Origin of the sequence: Segniliparus sp., assembly GCF_051660745.1 — a bacterium.
Lineage (GTDB): Bacteria > Actinomycetota > Actinomycetes > Mycobacteriales > Mycobacteriaceae > Segniliparus.
In genome coordinates this window covers 23,314-36,016 of the sequence record NZ_JBOFQF010000047.1, presented here as the reverse complement: position 1 = coordinate 36,016, position 12,703 = coordinate 23,314, and the positions used below count along the sequence as shown (strand labels likewise).

The window sequence follows — 12,703 nt, the reverse complement described above, 5'->3', positions numbered from 1 at the left end:
TCTCATTGGAGTAGTAGTGATATTCAGATATTACCACTATCTGAATATCGCCACTATGATACCCCTATGACCCGCATGACCCGAGCCGACAGCCAGGCGCAGACCCGCGCGCTGCTGCTCGCCTCGGCGCGCGAGCTGTTCCTCAAGGACGGGTACAACGCCACCGGGATCGCCGCCGTGACCGAGCGCGCGGGCTTCTCCAGCGGCGCCTTCTACTCGAACTTCCCCAACAAAGGCGCCCTCGCCCTCGCTGTGCTGCAGGAGATCCAGGCCGAACGGACCGAGGAGGTCGAGGCGATCCTGCGCCTGCGCCAACCCGAGGCCATCGCGAGCATCGAGGCGTGGAGCGAAGAAGTGCTCAAGAGCGGATGGCCCCTGCTGGAGCTGGAGTTCGCCTTGGCCGCGAGGGGGGACCCAGAACTCGTCAAGGAAGAGGGCGGCCGCCACGGTCGAAGCGTGGACTTCATCGCGCAGGCCATCGAGAAGCTGTTGCCAGAGGAGGCCGCCGGAGCGCTCCCGGTCCGCAAGGTCGCCGAGGCGACGATGAACCTGGTGGTCGGCCTCGCGGTGCGCAGAATCATCGATCCGAAAGTCTCCACCGCGCTGTTCACCGATCTGGCGCAGTTCGCCGGAGGCTTCCTCCAGCCCGAGTCTCCCGAGACCGGGGAGCGCCCTCTCGATCCGGACTCAGAGAAGAGCTAGCAGGCGAGTTGGCAGCGACTTCCTATCCCTGCCACATCTGGCGCAGCCTGACCCCGTCGGGCGGCCCGGATCAGACGAGGTAGTAGAGCCGCCCCAACTCGGGCTCTTCCGCCCTCGCGGCGGCGAGCTCGCCGCTCGCGAGCTTCGCGTGGGCGTGGCGCACCGCTTTGAGGGTCGCGGAGAACTCGGCCTCCTCTTCGAGGAAGATCTGCTCGGGCGGGAACCAGTCCAAGAACCCGGTGTTCTTCAAGACGGCGAGCGTGTCGGGCTGCACGCCCGCGAGCAGGATCACGACCCCGCGCGCCTGCTCCTCGCGCAGGAAATGCTCCAGCCGCTCGATGCAGACCGCGTCGGGGTGCCGCGCCCGTTTCAGACGCAACACGACGACCCGCACCTCGTCGGCCCGGATCCGAGCCCTGAGGCTGTCGAGGTAGCGGTCCAGCTCGGGCGCCGCGCCGAAGAACAGCTCGCCTTCGAGGTCGTAGATGACCACGGCGGGGTCGACGACGTCGTCGGGGGTCCGCTCGCGCACCACGCGCTCGGGGGTGACGACCAGCTCGGCGGCCTTGAGCTTCGCCGCGCGGGGCACGAACAAGAGGATCGACAGCCCGACGCCGAGCAGGACCGCCTTGTCCAAATCCACCAGCACGCCGGTCAGCGCTGTGACGACCACGAGGCCCGCGTCGTAGCGCGAAGCTCTGACTGTGGCGGCCAATCGCTTGTAGTCGACCAGCCGCACTGCGGTGACCAAGAGCAGGCCCGCGAGGGCGGCTTGCGGCACGTAATGCAGGAGCGGGGCGAACAGCAGCAGCGCGACGGACACCGCCGCCGCCGCGATAATGCCCGAGAACCGGGTGGCGGCGCCTGCTTGGAAGTTGATCGCGGAGCGGGTCAACGACCCCGAGCCCGGCAGGCTTTGGAAGAACCCGCCGGTGATGTTGGCCAGGCCCTCGGCAAGGATCTGCCGGTTGTAATCGACCTTCTGCTGGGTCTGGTGCGCAATGGCTTTGGCGATCGACAGCGCCTCGATCAGCCCGATGAACGCGATCGCCAACGCGCCTTGGGAGAGCTCGCCGAGCGTGGCGAAGTCGACGTGCGGGATATGCGGCGACGGCAGGCTCTGCGGGACTTTCGCCGCGAGGGTCACTGCCGTCTTGCCGCCCTTGCCGGGGGCGGCCCAGCCTGCGGCGTACGCGATGACCGCCGCGACGACGAGCACCGCCAAGAGGTCGACCTGCGGCAGTCCGTAGCGTTTGACCACGCGGCGGAACACGAGCGCGAGCACCACCGCCGAGACGCTGAGGACGAGCGCACGGGGATTGATCGCGTCGCCGTGGAGCAAGGTCAGCCACAGCCGGTGCAGCACCTGCATCTTGCCGTTGCCCTTGTCCTTGACCCCCAGCGCGTTGCCGATCTGGCCGACCGCGAGGAGGAAGGCCGCCGCCGCGATGAACCCGACGATGACCGATTCGGAGATGTAGCGCGTCAGATCGCCGAGCTTGAACACAGCGATGAGGATCTGGAAGGCCCCGACCAGCACCGCGAGGAGGAACAACGCCTCGAAGAGGGCGCTCGAATTCTCCGGGTCGAGGAAGGCCAGGGCGCTGAAGACGAGCAACGAGATCGCGCTCGTCGGCCCGTTGACGAGGTGCGAGGACGAGCCGAAGACCGAGGCCACGAACGTGACGACGATCGCCGAGTAGACGCCGAACCTCGGGTCGACCCCGGCGATCAGCGCGTACGCCATGCCCTGCGGCAGGGAAACCGCGGCCACCGTGAGCCCGGCGACCAAATCTCGGCGGCCCCTGATCCAGTCATATCGCGCTGTCCAGCTGTATTGCGCTGCGAAGCCCATGTCTTGCTCCTCTTCTCCCGCGCCGCTACGCGCCCGGCCCCGCCGCCGACGGCGCCGGGAGATTGTCGACGACGCCGTTGTCCCCGAAGAATTTCTCCCGCGCGTCGCTCCAGCTCGCGGCGAGCGCGGTGACGGGGAACAAGCTGATCGGCGGCAGCCGGTCGGCATGCTTGGCGAGCACCGAGGGGTTCGTCGGCCGGTAACCGTACTGCGCGAACAGCTCCTGCGCGGAGTCGGTGAACAAGTACTCCAGATACGCCTTGGCGTACGCGGCGGCCTTCGTGCCAGCGACGTTCGCGTCGACCCAGGCGACTGCGGGCTCGGCTCGAATGCTGACCGGCGGATAGACGATCTCCAGCTCGCCCGGCTTGGCCCCCACCTCGCGGATCGCCTCGTTCTCCCACGTCACATGCACATCGCCGATCCGCTGCTCGGCGAAGGCGGTGGTCGAGCCGCGCGCGCCTGCCGCGAATGCGGCGATATGCCGGTAGAGCGCCTGCAAGTAGGCGAGCGCGTCGGCGGCGCTGCCGCCCCGCGTGGTGATCGCGCCCCACGCGGCGAGGACGCTCAGCTGCCCGTTGCCGGAGGTGCGCGGGTTGGGCGTGACGACTCCGGTATCGCCTTTGACCAGGTCGGGCCAGTCGTGGACGTCCTTCGGGTTGCCTTTTCGGACGACGAACACGACGGTGGACGTGTAGGGAGTCGAGCCGTTGGGGAGCCGCTTCTGCCAGTCCGGGGCGACCAGCCCGTGTTTGCTCAGCGCGTCGACATCGCTGACCAGCGCGAGCGAGACGACCTCTGCCCTCTCCGATCCGTCGATGACGTTGCGCGCCTGGCGCCCCGACCCGCCGTGCGACTGTTTGACCTCCACCGACACGCCGGTCTGCTTGCGGTAGTGCTCGACGAAAGCCTTGTCGAGGGCCGCGTACACCTCCCTGGTCGGGTCGTACGAGACGTTGAGCAGCTGATTCGGCGAGTTGTCCGGCAGATTTCCCGCCACGAGCAACGCCCCGGCGACCACCAGCGCCACGACCCCGACGAGGTTGAGCGCGGAAATCTTGAGCGCCGCGATCCGCGACCAGAATCCGGGTCTGTTCGACGGGGGCAGCGATGTGTCGGGCATGGGCGGCGCTCCTGTGGTCTCTGCTGGCGGGGGCGGCTCAGCATATCGAAGGGACGCAGGTCTCGGCTGTCTCGAAATCGGCGGCATTCTTCGATTCGGAGCAGGATTCGCGTGCTATCGTGGCCCGATGCGCGGGGGCGATCACCAGTTGCACGACGACAACGGCCCTCTTCGCGACGAGGACGCTCCCCCGTCGGGGCCGCGTTGGAAACCCATCACGTTGATCGCATTCCGATTCGGGACATGCTATTTCGGCTCGTTCGGGCTCGTGCTGGCGGTCGGGCTCGTCCCGGTCGTCCTGACGGGATTCGGCTTCGACAGCCCGTGGTCGGCGATGCTCGGGATGCTCCGCGCGACCCGCCCGCCGGTCGCGTGGGCAGGCGAGCATCTGTTGGGTCTGCGCGTCGAGAGCACCCAGGTCGGCAGCGACAGCGCCTTCCAATGGTCCGCGCTCTTCTGCGTCGCCGCGACGGCGGCGCTCGCCACAGCGCTCTGGACGGCGCTCGACCGGCAGCGGCGGCGCTACGACCGGTTCCAGGCCTGGGTGTGGACGCTCTTGCGCCTCGTGCTCGCGACCGCGATGTTCTACTTCGGCATGGCGAAGGTGGTCCCCACCCAGATGCCGTTCGTGCTCAACCGGCTGGTGGAGCCGTACGGCAACTTCAGCCCCGAAGGCGTGCTGTGGGCGCAGGTCGGAGTCTCCCAGCCCTATGAGATCGTCCTCGGCGCGGCGGCGGAGGTGCTCGGCGGCCTCCTGCTCCTGTCGTCTCGGACCGCTCCGGCGGGCGCCCTGGTCAGCGTGGTCGACCTCGCCCAGGTGTTCCTCCTGAACATGACCTACGACATCCGGCTCAAGACGGTGTCGTCCCAGCTCTTGCTGATGAGCCTGTTCCTGTTCGCGCCGCACGCGCGCAGGCTGTCCGCAGCGCTGTTCACCGACCGGCCCGTCCCTGCGGCGGCGCCCGCCGCATTGTTCGGCAGCCGCCGCGCGAACCGCCTCGCGTCTGTCGCCCAGATCTGCGCGGGCCTCGCTTTGCTCGCCGCGTTCGGCGGGCAGGGCTGGCAGCAGTTCGCCCGGCCCGCGCCCGAGCTGTACGGCATCTGGCAGGTGGACCACTTCTCCGCCGAGGGGTACCAGCGCGATCCGCTCCTCACCGACGGGCTCCGTTGGCGGCGAGTGGTGTTCGACCGCCCTTTCCACGTCTCCGATCCGGTCATGGTGACCGTGCAGCATATGGACGACTCGTTCGAAGTGTTCGGCGGGACCATCGACCCTCGCCACCACATCATCGACCTCGGCCACCGGATCGAGCTCGGCACGTACGTCGAGACCCCGGCGCGGATCAGGCTGACTTATTGGTGGCCACGGCCAGGCTCGATGGTGATCGACGGCGAGGACTACGTCGGGCATCGCGTCCACATCTGGTTCGACCGGATGGACCCGAGCGCGTTCCCGCTCGTCGAGCGCGGCTTCAACTGGGTCCAAGAGCACCCGTACAACCGATAGGCCCCGCAGAGGCCGGTCGGAGGTCAGGGGGAGGTCAGGGGGTCCAGATCGCCAGCGTCGGCCATGTCCGGGGGTTTTGCCCGTCGGACGAGGGCAGGATCAGCTCCAGCCCGACAAGCGGACGGCTGTCCGGCGCGAATTGCCCGCTGTTCGCCGGGTCGTCCGTCCCTGTGTTGATCTTGCAGCCCGCGAGGTACTGCGGCCCGCTCTGCTCGAAATGCAGCGGCGTTTTCCGGTCCCAGGCCCGGTTCGCATTCCCGAGCGCCTTGTCGAGGTCCGTCGGCTCGCTCGAGACCGCCGAGGTCGCGACCTCGTTGTAGAAACCGTACTGCTTGTCCTGCGACTCGCTGAACAGTCCGAACACGCCCTGGAAGTCCCGCCGCCAGCTACGCCAGGCGGTGTCCGGCTTGATGTCGACGACCCATGTCTCGACCACGCGCCACCACGCCCCGCAATCGAGGATGCTGCCGCTCAGCCCTTCCGGCGTGCTCTGCATCTTCTCCATGCTGCGCGGGACGATCGTGATGGACACGCCGTCGCGCTGGTACGTCACCGGCTGGCCGAACTTCAACCGCAACGGCTTCTTGTCCGCCGCGTCCTTCGGCGTGATGGTCTTCGCCGGGGGAAGCGCCGAGGCCGAGGACGGCGCGGCGGCGCTGCGCGGCGTGCCCTGCTGCTTCGCGGAACAGCCTGCGAGCAGCACGGCGGACGCCGCGACAACGCTGGTCGCCGCCTGGAAAAGGGATGTTCGGGCCATCATTGCACCGAGCCTGCTTGTTTTGCCACGCGTTCGAGCTTATCGCGGTACTGCGCCCACCATGCCGCGTCGCCCGAGGCGAGGTTGTCATTGCCCGCTCGGAGCCCCGCGGCGCCGTCCACGAGCTCGCGGACGATGTCCGCGTGCCCGGCGTGCCGGTTCGTCTCCGCGATCACATGCACCAGGACCTTGTGCAAAGTCGGCTCGGCCCGGTCCGCAGGCCACCACGGCACGCGTCCTCGGTCTTCGAGCCGCTTCTCCCCGATGGTCGCGTCGGCCCACGCCCACGCGCGGCGGTACAACGCCACGACCGCCTCCCGCGACTCGTCGGGCTTCGCCCACATGTCGTCGTTCGGATCCGCGTCCTCGGACCACCCCGGCAGGTCCTCCTCGGGATCCCTGCCGAACGCCGCGCCGAAATAGCCGAACTCGACGTGCGCCAGATGTTTGACGAGGCCGAGCAGGTTCGTCCCCGTCCGGGTGAGCGGGCGGCGCGCGTCGTACTCCGAGAGCCCGTCGAGCTTCCACAGCACGGCCTCTCGGACAGTCTGCAAATAGCTGCGCAAGTCCGCTTTCAGGTTCTCCTCGGGCATGCCCCCAGTCTGCCACGGGGGTGAAACGTTACAAGCTCTTCACGCGTTTCAGCCGTCCGCCGAGCCCGGAGTCGGCAAGACTAGGGGGATGCCGACCCGCTCGACGATCATGGACACCAACAGCTACCGGGGCGACGGCTCGGCCGCCCTTCCGGAAGCCGACCGCCAGTTGATCGAGCGGCGCGAGCAACTGCTCGGGCCCGCCTACCGGCTCTTCTACCAAAAGCCGGTCCATCTCGTCCGGGGCGAGGGCGCCTATGTCTGGGACGCGCACGGCACGCAGTACCTCGACGTCTACAACAACGTGGTGAGCATCGGGCATTGCCACCCCGCCGTGGTCGAAGCCGTCGAGCGCCAGATGCGCACGTTGAACACCCACACCCGCTACCTGCACGAGGGCATCGTCGGCTACGCCGACCGGCTGCTCGCCACCATGCCCGCCGAGCTGGACCAGGTGATGTTCATGTGCACCGGCTCGGAGGCGAACGACCTCGCGGTGCGCGTCGCCCAGGTCGCCACCGGGGCGCAGGGCGTCATCGTCACCCGCGAGGCGTACCACGGCACGAGCGCGCTCACCTCTGGCCTGTCCCCCGCGCTCGGCAGCGGCCAGCCGCTGGCGGACTTCGTGCGCCTGGTCGAAGCCCCCGACACCTACCGGGGCCGCGACGGCGCGGCCTTCGCCTCGGACATCAAGGCCGCGATCGAGGACCTCAAGTCGTCCGGCCTCGGCTTCGCCGCCTTCCTCGCCGACTCGATCTTCTCCAGCGACGGGGTGCTCCCCGGCGAGCAGGGGATGCTCCGCGAGGCGGTGGACGAGGTGCGCCGCCAGGGCGGGATGTTCATCGCGGACGAGGTGCAGCCCGGCTTCAGCCGCACCGGCGAGGCGTTCTGGGGGTTCGCGCGCCACGGCCTCGTCCCGGACCTGGTCACCCTTGGCAAGCCGATGGGCAACGGCTTCCCCGTCTCCGGCATGGCCGCGCGCGCGGACGTGCTCGCGCCCTTCGCCACGACGCTCCCCTACTTCAACACCTTCGGCGGCAACCCGGTCGCCATGGCCGCCGGGCAGGCGGTGCTCGACGTGATCCAGCAGGAAGGGCTGCTCCAGCACAGCCTGCGAGTCGGGCGCATACTCCTCGCCGAATTGCAGAAGCTTGGCGACAAGCACGAAAACGTCGGCGATGTGCGCGGCGCGGGCCTGTTCATCGGCTTCGAGCTGGTCTCCGACCCGGAGGCGAAGACTCCCGACAAACAGCTCGCCCTCAAAGCTGTCGAGGCGCTGCGCGAGCGCCGGGTGCTCACCTCCGTCGCGGGCCCGCACGGCAACGTGCTCAAACTCCGGCCCCCGCTCGCGTTCGGGGAGCACGACATCGACTGGCTCGTCACCGCCCTCGACGAGGCGCTCGACGCGGTGCTCGACAAAAGACCGGCCGGTTCGCGTTGACACGAGCCGCAGTGGAGCCGGAGCCCAGCCCGAGCTGGATCGCCTGCAGCGCGCGGTGGGACCGGGAGGGCGACGCGCTGCTCCGGCGCACGCACGACCCCGCCGACGAGGTGTTCGCCTCGCCCCTTCCCGCGATCCTCGCCGCCACGACGGCGGCGGGAGCCGCCGGGATCGCCCCCTCGGTCGTCGCGTCCGACTCGGCAGGCTTCACCACCGAGCTGGTCGAAGGCGCTCGGCCCGCGAAACTCGACGACCTCGCGGACGCGGGGCTGCTGCGCGCCGCGCTCGGGCTTCGGACGCGCTTCCAGTCGCTCGACCTCCAGCTGCCGCTCGCCCAACTGCCGGAGCGCACACTCTTCGAGGACGTGGCGAGGCTGCGCGAGGCGCACAGCGCCGCAGGCATTCCGCCGCCCGTCGAAGCCGACGAGCTCAGCCGCGCCCTGGACCGGTTCGCCGCCCGCCGCGAGCGCTTCGCCATGCCCGCGATCCCCTGCCACGGCGACGGCGCCGTCTCCAACCTGCTGATCGCCCCTGGCGGCGCGTCCGATCCGAAGCTCACCGGATGGAGCGTCGTCGCCCGGCGAGACCCCTTGGAAGAGGCCGGATCGGTCCTCGGGGAGATCGTCCCCTTCTGCGCCACCGCGAGCGAGGTGCTGCGGGCGCTGGCTTTGCCGGTCGAGGCGGAGCTGGTTGCCCGCGCGTGGTCGGTCGCGGACGATCTGCTGTGGGGCTTGATCGCCAGCTGGCGGATGGCCACCAGCTCGGACCGGGCCGTCGACTACGTCAAATACGGGCTCTGGCGCTTCACCAAGGGCCGCGCTGCGCTGTACGGCTCCCCCGTGGGGGCGCCTCCCGCTTGCGGGGGACTCTCCGCCTGGCTAGAGGACCCACGATGAGCGGAGCGAATCAGGGCAGCGCAGTGAGCGGGGCGGATCCGATCGGCGCGGCGAACGGGCAGGAGCTTCCCGAGCGGATCCGCGCGGCCCTGCGCGGGGTGCCGCTGTGGTCGGGCCGCGCCATCGCGGCCGAGCCGCTGGCAGGCGGCCTCACGAACGACAACTGGCTCGTCACCGACATCGCCGCCGAGGCCCGCTACGTCATGAAAGTGCCGGGGCAAGGCACCGAGGAGTACATCGACCGGGCGACCGCCAACCGCGCCGCGCGGGCGGCGGGCGAGATCGGCCTGACCGCCGAGGTCCACCATTTCGACGCGGCCACCGGCGTCGAGGTGGCGGGCTTCCTCGACGGGCACAGCACGTGCACCACGGCGCAGCTGCGCGACCCGGGCCTTGGCAGCGAGATCATGGCTGTCTACCGGCGCCTGCACCAGCTCCCGCTCCTCGGCAAACGCGCCACCCTCTTCGACCTCGCGCAAGCCCAAAGAGACCAGCTGCGCGCGGCGGGCGGCGCGGTCCCCGGGCCGTTCCGCTGGCTGGAGGACGAGTTCGAGGACCTCAAGGCGCGTTTCGAAGCCTCCGGGTTCGACCTCGTGCCGAGCCACAACGACCCCATGCCGGGCAATTTCCTGCTCGGGCCGGGCGGGGTCAAGATCATCGATTTCGAGTACGCGTCGGACAACGACCGCAGCGCCGACCTCGCCCTCCTGTGCACCGAGGCCTTCATCGACAACCCGTCGCGGGAACTGCTGGACGGGTACTTCGGGTCTCCCACTCCGGCCGAGGTCGCACGAGTGCAGGCCTCGCAGGTCGCCGCCGATTTCTTCTGGGGCGTGTGGGGCCTGTTGAACGCCCGCGTGAAAGGCAGCGGTTTCGACTACTTCAAGTACGGCGCGTGGAAGCTCGTCCGAGCGCAGGCGCTGGTCCGCATGTACGACTGGGACAAGGTGAAGGCAGCGGTCTGAGCCGCGCCGCCGTCACGCCCAAGCCAACCGGTCCGACCCGTACCGGCCAGGCGCGAAACGGTACCGCAGCGCGGCCCCGTCCGCCAGCGCAGGCGCAGCCGCGTGGCGCAGCGGACCGTACGGGGAGTCTGAGAACTCGAGTCCGACGGCAAGCTCCGCACGCACGGGCCGCGGCGGCGGCAGATCCAAGAGCAGATGCGCGGTGCGGGCCAGACAGAGGTGCGCCCAGCCGCCCCCGCTCTCGCGCCGCCTGGCGAGCAAGGCCAGCGCCGCCGCGGCCGCGCCGTAGCCGGTGGCGTGGTCGAGCGCTTGGACCGGGAGCGCGCCCGGGCGCCACACGCCGTCCGCGCCGGTCCGCCCGTAGCGCTCGCCGATCCCGGTCGCGGACTGCACCACCGAGTCGAATCCCCGCCGCTCTCCCCACGGCCCCGTGTCCCCCCACGCGTCGAGCGTGACCACGACGAGCGACGGGAAGCGCTCGCGGAGGCTGCGCGCGTCGAGCCCGAACCGGTCGAGCGCCCCCGGCCGATAACCCGAGACGACGACGTCGGCGGAGCCCGCGAGCCGCAGGACCTCCCCGAGCCGCGCGGGATCGGCGAAGTCCGCCACGGCGCTGCGCTTGCCGAACCCGGCGTCGATGTACTGGTCGAGCAGCTCGGGGTTGCCGGGCGGATCGACGCGCAGCACGTCCGCGCCGAACAGCGCCAAAAAACGCGTCGCGACCGGCCCGGCGATCACCCTCGTGAGATCGAGGACGCGCGCACCGGCCAACGAGCCGGGTTCGGGCAGCCCCCGAGCGCCTGCTTCGCCCAGCTCGAACCGGATCCACGGCCGCGCGTCGACGGCGCGGCCCGGAGCGCTCTCCCGCCACGCCGCCGCCGGACGGAGCGCGACCGCGAGGCCGCCCGCCGCGGTGACGCGCTCGGCGGCTTCGTCCGCCGTGAGCTCCGAGAGCCTCCGCGTCAGCTCGTCTTTCGTCGCCACCCGCAACGCCGAGCGCAGCGCCCGCTCGTGCTGCGGGTAGTTCGCGTGCAGCCGCGCCCAGCCGTCGCGCGTGGGGAAGTATCCCGAGAGCAGGGCGAAGCCTTCCGGCGCGCGCCCGGCGATCCGCAGCTGGCCGAGGGAGTCGAACGCCGCGGCGACCAAGGCCGCGGCGGAAGAGAGGCGGGGCCGGGGGCCGAACAGGAGGCGCGCGGCGGACAAAGCCGCCTGGACGCTCCCCAGCGACAGGCCCTCGACATCGAGCGGACCGGCCCACCAGGTCCGCGGCCCCGCGATGGCCGCGACGTCCTCGGCGGACAGCCTCCCCACCGCAGGAACGAGCCACTCGTGCAATGCGGGGACAGCCTCGGGAGCAACCGCCATGGGGCCGATCCTAGCCTTTCCACCGGCGGCTGCCCCTGCGCCCCGGCGGCGCAGCGGGCGGCGCGAGCCTCACGCGCTGGCGAGCGCGTCCGGGGAGCTTTCCTCGGCGAAGCCGGGGAGCCACCGCTGCGCGAGCGCCCGCGCGGGCACGTCCGCGTCGAGCTGGCCAGCGATCGTGAGCACGCCGCTCATGGCCCGGCCGATCATCAAATACTGGGGCGGCAGACTGAGCTTCCGTCCGAAATCCATGGTCTGGATCCCTTTCGCGCCGAACAGCACCCCCGTCGCGTCCTCGACCGCTTCCTGGATCCGCTCCCGGGAAAGGTGGTATTGGTCTGCGTCGAAGGCCTCGGCCAGGCGCGGCATGTATTTCTCGACGATGTGCTCCGGGATGCTCTCGCCCTCCCCCAAGAACCCCGCCGCGTGCAGCTCCTCCTCCGCCTCCTCCTGCTGTCCCGCCAGAGCGAGGCGCAAGCACCGCCCTATCGCGGGCGGCAGTCCCTCGGGATACTGCGCCACCGCGCCGAAATCGAGCACGCCCAGGCGCCCGTCCGCCATCAGGATGAAGTTGCCCGGATGCGGGTCGATGTGCAGCGCCTTGGCGATCGTCGGGCTGGCCAGCGAGAACTCCAGGAGCCGCGCGGCGGCCATATCGCGTTGCTCCTGGTCTCCTCCCGCGATGACCTCCTTCAACGGAGTCCCGTCGATCCACTCGGTGATGAGGATCTTCGGCGAGCTGGCCAGCACTTTGGGCACGAAGAACTTCTCGTCGCCCTGATACGCCTTGGCGAAGAGGCGCTGGTTGTCGGCCTCCTGCCGATAGTTCAGCTCATCCTCGGTCCGGTCGACGGCCTCTTGGATCAGCGCGTCGACATCCGCTCTCGGCAGGAGCGGCTTGATCAGCTTCGAAAGCCCCCTGATCGTTCTCAGATCGCTGCGAACGGCCTGCTCGGCACCCGGGTACTGGACTTTGACAGCCACCGCCCTGCCGTCGGACCACACCGCCCGATGGACTTGGCCGATGCTGGCGGCGGCCACCGGCGCATCGCCGAAAGACTGGAACCGCTCGCGCCACCGGGTGCCGAGCTGCTGGTCGAGCACTCGGTGTATCTGCTTCATTGGCAATGGCGGCGCCTGGTCCTGCAGTTTGGCCAAATGCTCTCGGAACGGCTCCGCGATCTCGTCGGGAAGCGCCGTCTCATAGATGCTGAGCAGCTGCCCCATCTTCATCGCGACGCCCTTGAGCTCGCCGAGGACTTTGAAGAGGTCTTCTGCGGTCTTGAGCGCGAGCTCGACGGAGACCTCGTCCTTGCTCTTGCCGCCGAGGCGTTTCCCGAGCCCCTTCGCCGCTTGGCCTGCGACCCCGACCGAGAAGGAAGCCAATTTCGCGTTCCGCCGCCACCCTTTGACAGGAATGTCTTCGCCCATGCCGCGTCCTCCTTGACGATCGAGCTGAGCGTAACAGCACGAATGTGACCCCGCCCAAGGGCGCGTCACGG

Annotated in this window: 11 protein-coding genes; 5 read left to right on the top strand and 6 right to left on the bottom strand. The window is 69.7% G+C overall.

Translation table 11 applies throughout. The annotated features are described in order from the left end of the window. Positions 1-66: 66 nt before the first annotated feature. The gene (locus tag ACRC20_RS17495) at positions 67-702 is read left to right on the top strand and encodes a TetR/AcrR family transcriptional regulator (RefSeq protein ID WP_438687674.1); all 636 of its coding nucleotides are present in this window, start codon (positions 67-69) and stop codon (positions 700-702) included. A 70-nt stretch (positions 703-772) separates the two neighbouring features. On the opposite strand, the gene ACRC20_RS17490 is transcribed toward ACRC20_RS17495, so the two are convergent. Both ACRC20_RS17490 and ACRC20_RS17485 read right to left on the bottom strand, forming a co-directional pair. Then, the gene (locus tag ACRC20_RS17490; protein ID WP_438687673.1) at positions 773-2,557 is read right to left on the bottom strand and encodes a SulP family inorganic anion transporter; all 1,785 of its coding nucleotides are present in this window, start codon (positions 2,555-2,557) and stop codon (positions 773-775) included. Positions 2,558-2,582: 25 nt separating this feature from the next. Beyond that, positions 2,583-3,680 (bottom strand): sulfate ABC transporter substrate-binding protein, encoded by a 1,098-nt coding sequence (locus ACRC20_RS17485; RefSeq protein WP_438687672.1) that lies wholly within the window; start codon positions 3,678-3,680, stop codon positions 2,583-2,585. Positions 3,681-3,807: 127 nt separating this feature from the next. On the opposite strand from ACRC20_RS17485, the gene ACRC20_RS17480 reads away from it, so the two are divergent. After that, positions 3,808-5,187, top strand: coding sequence for a DoxX family protein (locus tag ACRC20_RS17480; RefSeq protein WP_438687671.1), 1,380 nt, complete (start codon positions 3,808-3,810; stop codon positions 5,185-5,187). Positions 5,188-5,221: 34 nt separating this feature from the next. Here the strand turns inward: ACRC20_RS17480 and ACRC20_RS17475 are convergent, their stop codons facing one another. Together ACRC20_RS17475 and ACRC20_RS17470 are read right to left on the bottom strand one after the other, a co-directional pair. Continuing rightward, positions 5,222-5,944, bottom strand: a complete 723-nt coding sequence (locus ACRC20_RS17475) for a hypothetical protein (protein WP_438687670.1) — start codon at positions 5,942-5,944, stop codon at positions 5,222-5,224. Then, positions 5,944-6,537 (bottom strand): DinB family protein, encoded by a 594-nt coding sequence (locus ACRC20_RS17470; protein ID WP_438687669.1) that lies wholly within the window; start codon positions 6,535-6,537, stop codon positions 5,944-5,946. The genes ACRC20_RS17475 and ACRC20_RS17470 overlap by 1 nt, the downstream gene beginning before the upstream one ends. A gap of 88 nt (positions 6,538-6,625) precedes the next feature. On the opposite strand from ACRC20_RS17470, the gene ACRC20_RS17465 reads away from it, so the two are divergent. The 3 genes from ACRC20_RS17465 to ACRC20_RS17455 are packed head-to-tail and all read left to right on the top strand — an operon-like array spanning position 6,626 to position 9,839. Then, positions 6,626-7,978: an aspartate aminotransferase family protein gene (locus ACRC20_RS17465; RefSeq protein WP_438687668.1), complete on the top strand. Its 1,353-nt coding sequence runs from the start codon at positions 6,626-6,628 to the stop codon at positions 7,976-7,978. Beyond that, positions 7,975-8,874, top strand: a complete 900-nt coding sequence (locus tag ACRC20_RS17460; protein WP_438687667.1) for a phosphotransferase family protein — start codon at positions 7,975-7,977, stop codon at positions 8,872-8,874. Before ACRC20_RS17465 ends, ACRC20_RS17460 begins: the two co-directional genes overlap by 4 nt. Beyond that, positions 8,871-9,839, top strand: a complete 969-nt coding sequence (locus ACRC20_RS17455; RefSeq protein ID WP_438687666.1) for a phosphotransferase — start codon at positions 8,871-8,873, stop codon at positions 9,837-9,839. The genes ACRC20_RS17460 and ACRC20_RS17455 overlap by 4 nt, the downstream gene beginning before the upstream one ends. Positions 9,840-9,851: 12 nt before the next feature. On the opposite strand, the gene ACRC20_RS17450 is transcribed toward ACRC20_RS17455, so the two are convergent. Both ACRC20_RS17450 and ACRC20_RS17445 read right to left on the bottom strand, forming a co-directional pair. Further along, the gene (locus ACRC20_RS17450) at positions 9,852-11,204 is read right to left on the bottom strand and encodes a CoA transferase (RefSeq protein WP_438687665.1); all 1,353 of its coding nucleotides are present in this window, start codon (positions 11,202-11,204) and stop codon (positions 9,852-9,854) included. A gap of 69 nt (positions 11,205-11,273) precedes the next feature. Continuing rightward, positions 11,274-12,632 (bottom strand): ABC1 kinase family protein, encoded by a 1,359-nt coding sequence (locus ACRC20_RS17445; protein ID WP_438687664.1) that lies wholly within the window; start codon positions 12,630-12,632, stop codon positions 11,274-11,276. Positions 12,633-12,703 lie beyond the last annotated feature (71 nt).